The organism is uncultured Rhodospira sp. (assembly GCF_937138205.1).
In the GTDB taxonomy this organism is placed as follows: Bacteria; Pseudomonadota; Alphaproteobacteria; order Rhodospirillales; family Rhodospirillaceae; genus Rhodospira.
In genome coordinates this window covers 1-14,090 of record NZ_CAKZOT010000105.1, presented here as the reverse complement: position 1 = coordinate 14,090, position 14,090 = coordinate 1, and the positions used below count along the sequence as shown (strand labels likewise).

The following is a 14,090-nucleotide window of genomic DNA, read 5'->3' as shown; positions in this document are numbered from 1 at the left end:
TCGCGCGCAACCAATTATGAGTCCCGCTGCCCGGACTTTTGCCCCGGTTACGGATCGTCCTGTCTGTCGTTCTGCGGGGTTAAATCAGGTCAAGCGACGGAAATCGTGACACGTTTTCCGGACCGTCGGCACGCCACGTTGGGAGATTCCTCGCGTCCTGACGGACGCTTCGGGGTGACGTATGTATTTGTTTCTTAGGGAAAATCGTCATCCCGAGCGAGCGAAGCGAGCCGAGGGCTCTCCCGCGTCGGCACCGCGCCCGGCGAATAGGGAGGAGTCATGACTTCGGTCGCCCGGTATCAGGTCAAGGACTGGTAACATGGCGGCCACAAATGTCGGCATAGGCCTGTTCGAGTTCGGAGTCGGGGATGCTCCAAAGCTTTGGGCATTCGGATAGGGCGGCTTTTGCACCTTGCAAGACTTGTCGCCCATAGGGATCTAACTGCAAGAGCGTATAGAGCCGGATTTTGTGTCTCAAGAACGGCATTGTTTTTGAGGAGGCGGGAGAACTCGCGTCAATGCGCCGCCTACAAATATAGGCGTAGTTAAATATCTGAAAGAAGCCATAATTAAATCCGCCGCTGCCACGCTTTGCTGGATAGTTATTATGATAAACGCGCGCGCTCTTTACACCAAGAATGATCCATCCATTGTTTATAATTGCAAGGGCCGCGTCTTTGTCTTCATGTTGCGCATACCCGACCACGGAACCAAGGGTTTCGTCAAACCCGACCTCACGAATTGCGCGTCTGCGAAATGTCATCCTAAATCCACCGAGCGTTTCCGCAACCGAATATGCACGGTTGTATGCCTCTAAATCCGCTTCTGATTGACTATAGAGATACCTCGCGTGAACATCGAAAGAGGACGGGAATAGAGCATTTTCTATAAACCGGCGAGGGCGACCCACTTTCTGCTTAAATGTTTGAAATGCGCTTTTTTTGATTGTCCCCGGAATCGCTAGCGGACTTTTATCAACCTCAACATTATTGACACCCCCGACATAAGAAAAAGCCGGATCCATATAGGGTTTCATGAAATTCTCTGCCGTATCATGATACCAAAGGGAGTCATCGTCCGGGAATGCAATCACCTCTTCCTCAACATAGGACAGGCCTATATTTCTTTGTGCTGACGAATTCCCTTTTTCTATATTCAGAAAGATTATGTCCTTATTGTACTTCTTTGATGTTTGTTCGCAGACAGATTCCACGTCTTTCTTCTGGTCTCCGCTTGCATCAACCACAATAACCTTGCTGGGCGGAAAGGTTTGCTCAAAAAAAGGGGGAGTGAAATGGCAAGCATATCCGCACGGTTTTTTGTCGCAATAACAATGTCATACTTCATGAGTGCCCCCTGCGCGGTGTTTGAAAAGACAGTTTCGACCAACGCTAGTACCCGACGCCGTCAAGGGTCATACCCTTGACGGCAAAGGTCGCCGCACAACATTTTGAATCTCGTGCATTTTCGATCCTGGCCCGCCCATCGGCCGGGGTGGGCGCTCAGCCCGGGCGCCTGAGTGGAATCGTCCGGCGCATGATTCAGGTAAGGCTCTTTGTCGCGGTCCGCGCCGTCGTTCGGGGCGATGTAGCGTGCCAGTTGTTCGACGATCGTTGGGGTGAGCGCCGAAGAAGATGTGCGCGTCAAGGACCCGGACCATGAGATCCGCTACCGACATTGACCCGTCCTCCGGACGCCCATCTTCCTCGCCGATCCTCGGGCACGGATAGCCGCCTTCCTGACCCCAGTCAAACGAAAAAGTTGGCTGGCGGCTACAGGGGTTTCGGGTTACTTCCTTGATTTTATTTTAACTCCATCGTTCAAGATGGCATCTCTTCAAGGGATCAAGGCAACATCGGCACCATCGACAGTCCCGCCGTTTCGCGGCGGTCGAGTGCGCCCTACGCCGTTGTTTCTTGCTGGCCCGACGGCGTGGGTCCGGACGCCAGCGCTTCGCGGTATTCGCGCGCCAGGTCGGCGTAGCGGGCCGCCTGCTCGGGCCAGGTCTTCGTGTCGTCCTCGGTCAGGTCGCGCTTGGGCTTGGCCGGGCTGCCGGCCCACAACTCGCCGGCCTTGACCCGCTTGCCGGGCGTCACCAGCGCGCCGGCGGCGACCATGGCGCCGCTTTCCACGACGCAGCCGTCCATGATGGTGGCCCCCATGCCGATGAAGCAGCGGTCCTCCAGCGTGCAGGCGTGGATGATGGCCTTGTGGCCAACGGTGACTCCGTCGCCGATGTACGTGCCGAAGGTGCCCTTGCTGACGTGGATGATGGTGCCGTCCTGGATGTTGGTGCCGGCGCCGATGCGGATCTCGTGCACATCACCGCGCACCACGCAGCCGAACCAGATGCCCGTGTCGGGGCCGATCACGGCGTCGCCGATGACGACGGCGCCGGGCGCGATGAAGGCCGCAGGGTCGATGGTCGGCAGAACGCCCCGGTAGGGCAGGATGATCGGGGTCATGTCGCAGACCTCCTTGTCTCGCTTACGGGAACATCGGCGCCATCGATAGCCCGGCCGTCTCCGGCAGGCCGAGCATGACGTTCATGTTCTGGATCGCCTGACCCGCGGCGCCCTTGACCAGGTTGTCGATGGCCGTCACCAGGATCACCCGGCCCGGCAGGCGGTCGTCCACGGCGCCGATCAGGCACAGGTTGGAGCCGCGCACATGGCGGGTGTGCGGCAGCGTGCCCTTGGGCAGCACCTTGACGAACGGCTCGCCCTGGAAGGTCACGGTCAACTTCGACAGCAGCGTTCCGGCATCCGCTCCGCCATATGGACGCACGTAGGTCGTGCAGAGAATGCCCCGGTTCATGGGCATCAAGTGCGGCGTGAAGTTGACCAGCACCGGCTGGCGCGCGGCCTTGGACAGGCCCTGCTCGATCTCCGGGGCGTGGCGGTGGCTGGCGGCGGCGTAGGCGTGCACGCCTTCCGAGATCTCGGCGTGCAACATGGCTTCCTTGGCGCCGCGCCCGGCGCCGCTGACACCCGACTTGCCGTCGATGATGATGTCGTCGGGCTCGATCAGCCCGGACTCGATCAACGGCATCAGCGCCAGCAGCGGGCCGGTCGGGTAACAGCCGGGGTTGGCCACCAGCCGCGCCGTCGCGATGCGTTCCCGCTCCAGTTCCGTCAGGCCGTACACGGCGGACTTCTGCAGCTCTGGCGCCTGGTGCGGGCCGCCGTACCACTGGGCATAGACATCCGTGTCGTACAGGCGGAAGTCGGCCGACAGGTCGACGATGCGCAGGTGCTCCGGCAGGCGCGCGACCACCGCCTGGGTGGTGGCGTGCGGCAGGGCACAGAAGACGACATCGACCCCCGCCCAGTCCTCTGACGTGACGTCGTCGATGGCCACCAACGGCGGCGCCGGGACATGCGCCAGGTGCGGGAACACGGCGGCCAGGGTCTGTCCCGCGCGGCGGTCGGCGGTGAGGATCGCGAGTTCGGCGTTGGGGTGAGTGTCGAGCAAGCGCACAAGCTCGGCGCCGGTATAACCGCTGGCTCCGAGAATGGCGATCCGAACCGTCTGCGTCATGGGACGGGTGCTTTCCTTGGTGTGTGATCTGTTGGGGAAGGGACACCATGCCCGATCGCGCGGCGGGTCTCAAGGCAAGCGAGGTTGGCCGGCCGCCCTACGCCTGCCTGGCCTCCTGCACGCCCTTGCGGATTTCGCGGGTGCGGGTGAACAGGTCGAACAGGATGTCGCCCTCGCCCCGGCGGATGGCGCGCTGCAGGGCCGTCAGATCCTCGGTGAAGCGTTGCAGGCAGTCCAGCACGGCTTCCCGGTTGTTCAGGAACACGTCGCGCCACATGGTGGGATCGCTGCCGGCGATTCGCGTGAAGTCGCGGAAGCCGGAGGCGGAGTACTTGATCACCTCCTGCTTCAGGTGCTCTTCCAGGTCGGTGGCGGTGCCGACGATGGTGTAGGCGATCAGATGCGGCAGGTGCGAGGTGATGGCCAGCACGTGGTCGTGGTGGTCGGGGTCCATGCGCTCGACCGTCATGCCGCAGGCGCGCCACAGGTCGGCCACCCGGCGTGTCACCGCCTCGTCCGCGCCCGGCAACGGGGTGAGGATGCACCAACGGCCGGGGAACAGGGCGGCGAACCCGGCGTCGGGGCCGGACTTCTCGGTGCCGGCGACCGGGTGGCCGGGCACCAGGTGCACCCCAGCGGGCAGGTGCGGCGCCACGTCGCGGATCACCGCCTGCTTGACCGAGCCCACGTCGGAGACGATGGCCCCCGGCTTCAGCGCCGGGGCGATGGCGGCGGCCACCTCGCCGTAGGCGCCCAGCGGCACGCACAGCATCACCAGATCGGCGCCGGCGGCCGCCTCGGCCGGGTCGGTGCCGGCCTCGTCGACGATCCCCAGCGCCCTGGCCCGGTCGGCGTGGGCGGCGTTGGCATCGGCGCACGCCACCCTGTGCGCCAGCCTCTCGGCCTTGATGGCGCGCGCCAGCGACGAGCCGATCAGGCCGATGCCCATGATGGCCACACGGTCGAACAGCACGCTCATCCGGCGACGAACTCCGTCAGGGCCTCGACGCAGGCCTGCATGTCCTCGCCCGTGCCGATGGTGATTCGCAGGCTGTTCGGCAGGCCATAGGCGCCCATCGCGCGCGCGATCACGCCCTTGCCGCGCAGGAACGCGTCGGCGTCCTGAACCGTCAGCCTGGGCTCGGTCGGGAAGGTGACCAGGACGAAGTTGCCGACGCTCTCGGTCAGATCAAGGCCGAGTCCCCGCAGCTTGGACAGGGTCCAGTCCAGCCAGTAATCGTTGTGCTGGCGCGCTAGGTCGGTAAAGGTCTGGTCGGCGATGGCCGCCGCCCCGGCGGCCAGGGCCGGCGCCGACACATTGAACGGGCTGCGCACCCGGTTGAGCACGTCGATCACGTGGGCGGGGCCATAGGCCCAGCCGATGCGCGCGCCGCCCAGCCCGTGGATCTTGGAGAACGTCCGCAGCATCACCGTGTTCGGGTGCGTGTCCACCAGCGCCACGCCGGGCTCGTAGTCGTTCTTCTGGACGTATTCAGCGTAGGCGGCGTCGATCACCAGCAGCACGTCCTCGCGCAGACCCGTCCGCAGGCGCCGGACCTCGGCATCCGATAGGTAGGTCCCGGTCGGGTTGTTGGGATTGGCCAGGAACAGGATGCGGGTGCGCTCCGTGACATGGTCCAGCAGGGCGTCGACATCGGCCACCTTGTCGCGCTCGGGCGCGGCCACCGGCGTGACCCCGGCGCCTTGGGCATAGATGCGGTACATCAGGAACGCGTGCGCGGGGAACAGCACCTCGTCGCCTGGCCCGGCGTACGCTCGCACCAGCAGCGAGATCAACTCGTCGGAACCGGAGCCGCACACCAGCCGCGCCGGGTCCAGTCCGTGCCGCTTGGCGATGGCCTCGCGTAGGGCGGTGGCCGCGCCGTCCGGGTAGCGGTGGGCGTCCGCCGCGGCGGCGCGCATGGCCTCGATGGCGCGGGGGCTGGGGCCGAGCGCGCCCTCGTTGGAGGACAGCTTGACGACCCGGGTCCGGCCTTCGAGTTCGGAGTCACCGGCCACATAGGGCCGCAGGTCCATGATGCCGGGGCGGACAGGGGGCTGTTTCATGACGTTGTTCCGCGTCCAGGGGTAAAGGCGATGGGGCGTGAGACAGGCCGACGGCGTGGGGGACTCGATGTCAGTCCGCCAGGGCCTCGGCCGACAGGGGCGCGGCATAGGCGCCGAGCAGCAGGGCGTTACGGATGCCGCCGGTGTCGGTGCCGCCGCGCAGGGCGGCGAGGCGGCCGTCGTCGGGCGCGACAAAGCCCACCACCTCGACCAGGTGAAAGCGGGCGTCCTCGCCGGCCGGGCGGCTGTCCCACACGGCCCGGGGCGGCAGGCCGGCGGCCGACAGGGCCTCGGTGAAGGCCGAGCGGCTGATGTTCCGTTCCGTCTCCACCGCGATCACAGAGCGATCGTCGTCGGTGGCCTCCGGCGGCATTCGGGCGATGACCAGGGCCTCGATCCCCAGCGGTCCCGGCCCGGTGATCGGCAGGCGGGCGACGATGTGCGGCGTATCGGGCGAGGTGGACAGGATCTGCGTCCACCATGGATTGTCATCTTCCCAGCGCGGCAGGGGCAGCACGCCGACGGTGGCGGTGCCGCTGGTCACCTCGCGCACCACCTGGCTGGCAGACTGGTGGGTCGTGGCCGGCGTATAGGCGCCGTATTGGTTGCGGGCGACCTCCAGATATCCGGCGCCGCGCTCCGGCATCCAGATGGCCAGCGCGAACGGCCCCTGGGTGCTGACCACCCCGGCCAGCAGTTCGCGCCACATGCGCACGAGGGTCCGCTTCGCCAGCCGGCCCTGCCAGCGCGCCACCAGGCGGCGCAGGATCATGGCCTCGCGGCCCGGGCGCAGAATCGGTCCGCCGCGTTTGGCATCGGCGATTCGATCGACGATCGCGCACCGCTCCATCAGCAAGTCCACGATCTGGTCGTCGAGGGCGTCGATGTCGCGCCTCAAAGCTTCAAGATTGTCTGGGACGCAACTCATATGGGCGGTTTCCGTGCCGGGGATGGGCGGCCCAGTGATAAGCCGGGAAGCCCCCGAAATCAAAGAAAACGTTGACACTCGCCAGCGTCCCGCCTAGGTGTTCCGGCGCTCAGGAAGGCCGATGGAGATCACCGCGCGCGGAGGCGCGCGCGTCTCGCGGTCCGCCGATGCCGGCGACCACGGAAGGCCGGCCGCGCGTCGCTTCCGATCCCTTGGTTCCGTCCCAGCCCTGACGAGACGCCGGTGGATGCTCCGCACAATCAGTCTCTTGTGGTCGGCCAGGATCGGCCCATCCGCCTCGACAGCGGGATCGAGCTTGGCCCGGTCACGGTGGCCTTCCAGACCATCGGCCGCTTGAACGAGGATCGCTCGAATGTGATCCTGGTGTGCCATGCCCTGACGGGCGACCATTTCATGACCGGCACCAATCCCATCACCGGCAAGCCCGGCTGGTGGGACAGGCTGGTCGGCCCCGGTCGGGTGCTGGACACCGATCGGTTCTTCGTCATCTGCGCCAACGTCCTGGGCGGGTGCATGGGGACCACCGGGCCGCGCGACATCAATCCCGAGACCGGGCGCCCGTGGGGCCTGGGCTTTCCCGTCATCACCATCGGCGACATGGTGAAAGTACAGGCGCGTCTGCTCGACGCCCTGGGCATCGACCAGGTGTTCTGCGTCATCGGCGGGTCGATGGGCGGAATGCAGGTGCTGGAATGGGCCGCCGCCTATCCCGAGCGGGTGTTCTCCGCCGTGCCCATCGCCGCGTCGTACCGCCATTCGGCCCAGAACATCGCCTTTCACGAGGTCGGCCGGCAGGCCATCATGGCCGATCCGGACTGGCGCGGCGGCGCCTACCACGAGCATGGTGTGACCCCGCACCGGGGCCTGGCCGTGGCGCGCATGACCGCGCACATCACCTATCTGTCCGAGACCGCCCTGCACCGCAAGTTCGGCCGCAAACTGCAGAACCGGGACAGTGTCACCTACGGCTTCGACGCCGACTTTCAGGTCGAAAGCTACTTGCGGCACCAGGGCTCGACCTTCGTCGACCGGTTCGACGCCAACGCCTATCTCTACATCACGCGGGCCATGGACTACTTCGACCTGGCCACAGAGCACGGCGGACGGCTGGCCTATGCCTTCCGCGACACGCCGGTCAGGTTCTGCGTCATCAGCTTTTCCAGCGACTGGTTGTTCCCGACCGTGGAAAGCCGCGCCATCGTCCAAGCCCTGAACAGCGTGGCGGCCAACGTCAGCTTCGTCGAGGTGGACAGCGACAAGGGCCACGACGCCTTCCTGCTCGAAGAGCCGGAGTTCCACGAGACACTGCGCGGCTTCCTGGCCGGCGCGGCACGGCATCGCGGCCTGCCGGCCACGGCGGCGGGAGGCGGCGGATGAACGCGCCCGCCGTCCCCCCCACCACGGGCACCGGCCCCAACGGGGAACTGCGCATCGACCTGCGCCTGATCGCCGACATGGTGACGCCGAAGGCCCGGGTGCTGGACGTCGGCTGCGGCGACGGTGCCCTGCTGCAGTATCTCGCCCGCGTGAAGGGAGTGAACGGCCGGGGCATCGAGCTGTCCATGGCTGGGGTGCGCGCCGCCGTGCGGCGCGGTGTGTCGGTCATCCAGGGCAACGCCGATACCGACTTGGCCGACTACCCCGCCGGCGCGTTCGACTACGCCATCCTGAGCCAAACGTTGCAGGCGACCCAGCATCCGCGCGAGGTGCTGGGGCATCTGCTGCGCGTGGCCGACCGGGCCATCGTGTCGTTCCCCAACTTCGGCTACTGGAAAGCCCGCTGGCACCTGGTCAGCAAGGGGCGGATGCCGGTGACACGCGGCCTGCCGGAGGAATGGTGGGACACGCCCAACATTCACTACTGCACCATCAAGGACTTCGTGGTTCTGGCCCGGTGCATGGACATCGTGATCGAAAAGGGGGTGGCGTTGGACGAGGACGGCAGGGTGAATCGGCTGTCGGCGACCGGACCGTGGGCCAATCTGATGAGCGCCCAGGCCGTGTTCCTGTTGCGCCGGGATCATCCCCCCGGGTCCGAGCCCGCCATCGGGGGACGCCGGACGTGACCCGACGCACCCGAGTCTGGCTGGGGATGATCGCCCTGGCCGTCGTGTTGGGCACGGCCGCGCTGGCGGCGGTGCGGGTCGGCGCGCTGACGGGCGGCTCCTCGCTGGAGCCGCCGCGCGAGACCATCACCGTCGATCTGCCCGAGCGGGGCGGGCGTCTAGTCCTCGACCTGCCGTCGGTGGCCTGGCTGGCGCCCCATCAGGCGCGGCATGTCACCGTGCAACGCGCCGGCCAGGACATCATCGACACCCCTCTGTTTCCCGCCGCCGTCGATCGGGACGAGGGCCTGGCCCTGTACTGGATCGGCGCCGAAGGGCGTGACGGGCCGTACGTCCGCTTGGCCGACCCGGGGGGCAACGTCCTGCTGGACCTGCGCCGATTCCATGCCTGGCGTGAGACGACCCACGGCGGCCAGCCGTGGCTGGTGGCGCCGACCGATGTTTCGGCGGCCGGGTCGGTGGCCGACGACAGCGGGACCCTGACCATGATCATCGGCCGCCCCCTCGCGGGGCTGGCCGCCAAGGAGACCGGGGTGCTGCTGGGGCGGGTGCGGCCCGACGCCGAGGGGCTGGCGTGGCACCCGGCCGCGCGGGACGAGCCATAACGCTGACGGGGGCGAGCCATGCTCTCCGCCTGTTGGGCCTTTGGGTTTCCTGGAAGATGGTGCCCAGGGACAGATTCGAACTGCCGACACGGGGATTTTCAGGCAGACGCTTATCTCACTAAATCAATACGTTGCATAGCTTCTTGGGCGCCTGCAATACATTTTACTGTTCCGAATCGGGATAATGAGAAGGCCTCTATTGACACCGGCGAGCGCGCTGTAATCTGCTTCACCCTGATCCTGCCTTTAATACAATTAATACAATGCCCTCCCTGCAGGGGCCCCAGGGGCGGTTCACCCACGGCAGGCGATCCACTTCAATACGGCCCGGCGATTGGATTGACTCGTCCGGCTGGTCGCTTCGGGGCGCCGGAGATGCCGAGTCTTTGTTTTTCTCGCCGCAGCGCCCCTTCGGGGCGCGCGGCTCCGCGGCCCCGGCCGCCCAAAGGGCGGCCAAACTTTGTCGGCGCCGCGAAGCGGCGCCGTGGGCGCCGGCCCCATTTTGGTTGAAGCTGGCATCGCGAAGCGATGCCAGGGGCGCGCCGGCCGTCCGACGAATGAAGTCAGTTCATTCGTCGGACGGTACAAATCCGCCAAACGCTGTCTCGACGACTCCGGCCACCTCAGCAAGAGTCCGGCGGTCGTGGTGATGCTCAACGAAAACGTCGACGGCGGCCGGCTTGATCGCCCGTCCGGAAACCGTCGAGACCGCTGGAACACTGTGAGGATACCTGTGGTCATCCATACGCCGAGATCTTGTCCCGGAGCCGCTGATCCAGGAACGGGCTGACGCCCGAGAGCGCGTCGAGGATTCGGCCCGCCTCCTGGCGATAGGCTGAAACCTTCTCTCTCGACCAATGAACCGGCGGCGGTTGCAGATTGGTGATCCGGTCGGCCAACTTGACCATCCACACCGCCGGGGGCTGGGTGCGGATGCGGGTCAGGCTGTCCGCCATCTGCAGCGCCTTGCGATCCGGCTTGGCCTGGTCGGCCCCGATGGTCGGGTCCTTGGTCAGAGCCCGGACACCATCCGCGACTGGCGCGCCGAAGCGCACAAGCAGATCGTCATAGGTGGTCGCCGTGTCTTCCATGGTGTCGTGAAGATACGCGCATTGCACCGCCAGGGTGCCGTCGTGTCCATCCTCACGAGCGAGAGCGGCCATGACCTCCATGGCAACCGAACCGATATGCAGGAGGTACGGCAGGTTCGTGCCCGGGACACACTGCCTGAGCGCGTCGTTCCAATGGGCCTCAGCGGCAAAGCGATAGGCTTTGAGTGCAACGTCCGGACACCAGGGGCTCGGCATGGGGGCTCCAATCCACCAAAGGCAGATCAAGTGGGGACCGGGTCGATCCGAACCCCGCCTGATGGGTCCCGGGACGGCGTCCGGGCCCCAATCAGGCGCGATCCTATCAAGCGGCGTCGGTCCCGTCCCTCCGCATCGTCACACCGCCGAGACCGGCTCCCGGGGTCTGACCACGCTGCCGTCCGCCCGTTGGACCGCCGCGACCACGGCCTCGGCGGTGATCCCGAAGTGCCGGAACACATCGGGGACGTCGCCCGAGGCACCGAAGCCGCTCATGCCGACGAAGCCGCCATCCTCGCCGATGTAGCGGTCCCAGCCCAGGCGCACCGCCGCCTCGACGGCCACCCGCACGGTGCCGCGACCGATGACGGCGGCGCGGTAGGCCTCGTCCTGCTCCTCGAACAGGTCCCAGCAGGGCATGGAGACGACGGCGGTCGGCACGCCCCGGGCCTGGAGGATGTCCCGCGCCGCCAGGGCGACCGCCACCTCGGATCCGGTGGCGAACAGGGTGACCCGGCGCGCGCCGGCCTCGGCGTCAGCCAGGATGTAGGCCCCCCGGGCGCACCGGTTCTCCTCGCCCGCCTCCGTCCGCACTGGCGGCAGCGGCTGGCGCGAGCAGATCAGGGCGCTCGGCCGGTCGCGCGGCGGCGCCAAGCCTCCGGCAGCGCGCCGGCCATGCGGCGTTCGAACTCCGCCCGGTCGTCGTTGGGCAGCACCGCCAGCCGCGCCTCCCAGGCCCGGCGCGCCTCGGCGCCGCGCGCCCCGGCCGCGCGCCACGCGGACAGGATGTCCTTGGGCACCACGAAGGGCGGATGCGGCCAACCCAGGGCCTCGCGGGCGGCGTCGGTGTCCTCGGTGGTGAGCTTGCCGCCGTGTGCTGTTCGTGTGTCCTGGATGCGCGGAATGCCGAACCCGATCAGGGCGCGGCAGGCGATCATCGTGGGGCGTGGATCCTCGCCGTCCAGGCGCCGCGCGCCCAGCGGTCGTTGCGGACAGAGGCGAAGTTGATGGCCGAGATCGACAGGCCGTTGCGCTTCAACCCCTCCTTCAGCGCCGGCAGGTCGCCGAAGTCGGCCGGATAGCGCAACTCCACGCCGTCGCAGCCCTCGGAGCGGCCGGCCCGGTCCAGCACCTCGGCGATATCGATGGGGTCCTGGTAGATCAGGAAGCGGTTCTTGGTCTGACCCAGGAACAGAGTGATGATCGACAGCTTCAGCATGGTGGGCGTCCTTGGAGTCTGGAGGGCCGGGCGGGCCTTGGTGTGATGGTCCGTGGGGCGGCGCGTCATCCGTCCGCGGTCTGCTGGGCCGCCGAGCGGGAGGGCCGGGCCGGCATCAGGCGCCGGCCAAGGCCGCCGATGGCGCGGCGCACCGGCGGCACTTGGCTGGCGATGATGAGGACGATGGCGATCAGCAGGATCAGGGCGACGGGGCGGGTCACGAACGGCGTGAAGTCGCCGTTGGAGACCATCATGGCGCGGCGCAGATTCTCGTCCGCCATCGGTCCCAGGATGACGCCGATCACCAGCGGCGAGATCGGGTACTTCCACTCGGTCAGGAAGTACGCGGCGATGCCGATGGGCACCATCAGGTACAGGTTGAACACGTTCAGCCCGAGCGCGTAGGAGCCGTTCACCGACAGCACCGCCACCACCGGCATGAAGATGGCCGGCGGCACCCGCAGCACCTTGACCACATGGCGGGCCAGCAACATGCCGTTGATCCACATGGCGGCCGAGGCCAGCAGCAGGATGGCGGTCACCTGGATGATGAAGCCGGGCCGGTCGAACTCGATCATCGGGCCGACCGTCACGCCGTGGATCATCAAGGCCCCCAACAGCATCACCGCCGGCGGGCTGCCGGGAATGCCCAGCGACAGCAGCGGAATGAGCGCGCCGCCGATGCACGCGTTGTTGGCGGTTTCCGACGAGACCAGCCCGGCCGGCTCGCCCTTGCCGAAGGTCTCCGGGTGGCGCGACGTGCTCTTGGCGCCGCCGTAGGAGACCCAGCCGGCGATGTCCTCGCCGATGCCCGGCACAGAGCCGATGCCCACCCCCACCAGGGCCGAACGCACATTGTGCTTGGCGTTGCGCACGATGGTGCGGAACTCGGGCAGGATGCGCTTGAAGGTCTTCGGCTGGCCCAGGGCGAGGTCGTCGCGCAGCACGCGGATGATCTGCGGAATGGCGAAGGCCCCGATGAGGACCGGCACCACCTCGAGGCCGCTGTCCAGCTCCGGCATTCCGACGGTGAAGCGCGGATAGAACTGCAACTGGTCGCGGCCGACGGTGGACAGCGCCAGGCCGAGCAGGCCGGCGATCCAGCCCTTCACCACCAGGTCGCTGCTGGTCAGCGTGCCGCTGATCAGAATGCCGAAGACGGCCAGCAGGAAGACCTCGTACGAGGTGAACTGAAGCGCCAGGGTGACGATCTGCGGCGCCAGCAGCACCAGGAACAGCATCCCGATCGCCGTGCCGATGAACGATGCGGTGGTGGTCAGGCCGAGCGCCCGCGCGCCCTCGCCGCGCTGGGCCAGCGGATAGCCCTCCATGGCCGAGGCGGCCGAGGCCGCCGTGCCCGGGATGTTGACCAGGATCGCGGGGTAGGAGCCGCCGTAGACGGCGCCCACGTACATCGCCAGCAACGCCACCAGGGCGTGTTCCAGCGGCAGGCCATAGGTCAGCGTGGTCAACAGCGCCACACCCAGGGTGGCGGTCAGGCCGGGCAGGGCGCCGAAGGCAATGCCGCTCAAGCTCGACAGCAGCAGGATGGCGAGGACGACCGGGCTGGTCACAAGCTCGGCGAGGGTGGCGAAAAAGAGCCCGAACTGACTGAGCACGTCCATGTCAAAGCACCGAAGGCAAACGGGACGGGGGCGGGCGCGGATCGCGCCGGCCGGTCACCGGAACAGCGCATAGCGCAACGCGTCGAGACTGCCGATCACCAGCCCCTCGTGGGGCAGGGGAACCAACAGCCCATAGCGGAACACCGGGCAGACCACGGCCGGCGTCAGCAGTGCCACCGCCAGCCCGGTCCACCACGGCTTCAGGGCCAGGCCCTGACGGACCAGCGCGCGGGCATTGACGGCGGCCACGGCGATGATCCCGGCCACGGTCAACAGGTCCACGGCCGGGCCGCGCGCGGGTGCCTCGACCAGGGCCAGCACCGCGCCCACCACGACCGCCAGTCCCGCCATGAGCACCAGATTGCGCGTCACCGACGCCTCGCGGTCGAGGTGGAAGGCGAAGACGAACACGGCCAGGAAGAACGCCGTCGCCAGGGCGAAATCGACGTGCGGCACAAACACGTAGACGTAGGCGATGATCGAGCCGAGGATCAGGTACAGCCGCAGATTGCGGGCGGACACCAGGGTCGCATGGGGCCGCAACGCCTCACGGACGCCGTCGCGGCCCAACGTCCGCGCCGCATGACGCACCAACAGGCCGGACAGAGCCAGAATGCCCAGGCCGACGAGCATCGGGAACAGCGCCGGGGAGACGTACCAGGGCAATCGCTCGAACCATTCTAAACTTTGGGGGATTCCCGAACTGATGAAT

At 67.0% G+C, this 14,090-nt stretch carries 14 protein-coding genes and 1 pseudogene; 3 read left to right on the top strand and 12 right to left on the bottom strand.

Features of this window, described 5'->3' with window-relative positions:
* Nucleotides 1-304: 304 nt before the first annotated feature.
* The 6 genes and pseudogenes from Q0309_RS14960 to Q0309_RS14935 all read right to left on the bottom strand — a co-directional run.
* Nucleotides 305-1,264: pseudogene (locus tag Q0309_RS14960) on the bottom strand (glycosyltransferase family 2 protein); the annotation flags it as partial.
* Nucleotides 1,265-1,901: 637 nt separating this feature from the next.
* Nucleotides 1,902-2,465 carry a gamma carbonic anhydrase family protein gene (locus Q0309_RS14955; RefSeq protein ID WP_299442859.1) on the bottom strand — a complete coding sequence of 188 codons (564 nt, stop codon included), beginning with the start codon at nt 2,463-2,465 and terminating at the stop codon, nt 1,902-1,904.
* Between the two features lie 22 nt (nt 2,466-2,487).
* A complete protein-coding gene (argC, locus tag Q0309_RS14950; protein WP_299442857.1) occupies nt 2,488-3,540 on the bottom strand; it encodes an N-acetyl-gamma-glutamyl-phosphate reductase in 1,053 nt (350 codons plus the stop codon).
* A 97-nt stretch (nt 3,541-3,637) separates the two neighbouring features.
* On the bottom strand, nt 3,638-4,519 hold the full coding sequence (locus tag Q0309_RS14945) for a prephenate/arogenate dehydrogenase family protein (RefSeq protein ID WP_299442855.1): 882 nt from the start codon (nt 4,517-4,519) through the stop codon (nt 3,638-3,640).
* A complete protein-coding gene (gene hisC, locus Q0309_RS14940) occupies nt 4,516-5,607 on the bottom strand; it encodes a histidinol-phosphate transaminase (RefSeq protein WP_299442853.1) in 1,092 nt (363 codons plus the stop codon). Before hisC ends, Q0309_RS14945 begins: the two co-directional genes overlap by 4 nt.
* 70 nt (nt 5,608-5,677) lie before the next feature.
* Nucleotides 5,678-6,535: a chorismate mutase gene (locus tag Q0309_RS14935; RefSeq protein ID WP_299442851.1), complete on the bottom strand. Its 858-nt coding sequence runs from the start codon at nt 6,533-6,535 to the stop codon at nt 5,678-5,680.
* Nucleotides 6,536-6,778: 243 nt separating this feature from the next.
* Here Q0309_RS14935 and Q0309_RS14930 point away from each other — a divergent pair, with 243 nt between their 5' ends.
* From Q0309_RS14930 to Q0309_RS14920, 3 genes are read left to right on the top strand one after another with little or no spacing between them, the layout of a single operon-like run.
* Complete coding sequence (locus tag Q0309_RS14930) at nt 6,779-7,933, top strand: homoserine O-acetyltransferase (RefSeq protein WP_299442849.1); 1,155 nt, start codon at nt 6,779-6,781, stop codon at nt 7,931-7,933.
* The gene (gene metW / locus Q0309_RS14925) at nt 7,930-8,622 is read left to right on the top strand and encodes a methionine biosynthesis protein MetW (RefSeq protein ID WP_299442847.1); all 693 of its coding nucleotides are present in this window, start codon (nt 7,930-7,932) and stop codon (nt 8,620-8,622) included. The genes Q0309_RS14930 and metW overlap by 4 nt, the downstream gene beginning before the upstream one ends.
* The gene (locus Q0309_RS14920; protein WP_299442845.1) at nt 8,619-9,227 is read left to right on the top strand and encodes a hypothetical protein; all 609 of its coding nucleotides are present in this window, start codon (nt 8,619-8,621) and stop codon (nt 9,225-9,227) included. Before metW ends, Q0309_RS14920 begins: the two co-directional genes overlap by 4 nt.
* 737 nt (nt 9,228-9,964) lie before the next feature.
* Here Q0309_RS14920 and Q0309_RS14915 read toward each other — a convergent pair.
* From Q0309_RS14915 to Q0309_RS14890, 6 genes are all read right to left on the bottom strand, one after another.
* The gene (locus Q0309_RS14915; protein ID WP_299442842.1) at nt 9,965-10,534 is read right to left on the bottom strand and encodes an HD domain-containing protein; all 570 of its coding nucleotides are present in this window, start codon (nt 10,532-10,534) and stop codon (nt 9,965-9,967) included.
* 138 nt (nt 10,535-10,672) lie between these two features.
* Nucleotides 10,673-11,188, bottom strand: coding sequence for a transketolase C-terminal domain-containing protein (locus tag Q0309_RS14910; protein WP_299442839.1), 516 nt, complete (start codon nt 11,186-11,188; stop codon nt 10,673-10,675).
* The gene (locus Q0309_RS14905) at nt 11,155-11,472 is read right to left on the bottom strand and encodes a hypothetical protein (RefSeq protein ID WP_299442837.1); all 318 of its coding nucleotides are present in this window, start codon (nt 11,470-11,472) and stop codon (nt 11,155-11,157) included. Before Q0309_RS14905 ends, Q0309_RS14910 begins: the two co-directional genes overlap by 34 nt.
* Nucleotides 11,469-11,753 (bottom strand): hypothetical protein, encoded by a 285-nt coding sequence (locus Q0309_RS14900; RefSeq protein WP_299442834.1) that lies wholly within the window; start codon nt 11,751-11,753, stop codon nt 11,469-11,471. The genes Q0309_RS14905 and Q0309_RS14900 overlap by 4 nt, the downstream gene beginning before the upstream one ends.
* Before the next feature lie 65 nt (nt 11,754-11,818).
* Nucleotides 11,819-13,378, bottom strand: coding sequence for a tripartite tricarboxylate transporter permease (locus tag Q0309_RS14895; protein ID WP_299442831.1), 1,560 nt, complete (start codon nt 13,376-13,378; stop codon nt 11,819-11,821).
* Nucleotides 13,379-13,432: 54 nt separating this feature from the next.
* Nucleotides 13,433-14,090: tripartite tricarboxylate transporter TctB family protein (locus tag Q0309_RS14890; RefSeq protein WP_299442828.1), on the bottom strand; the 658-nt coding region annotated here is incomplete at its 5' end.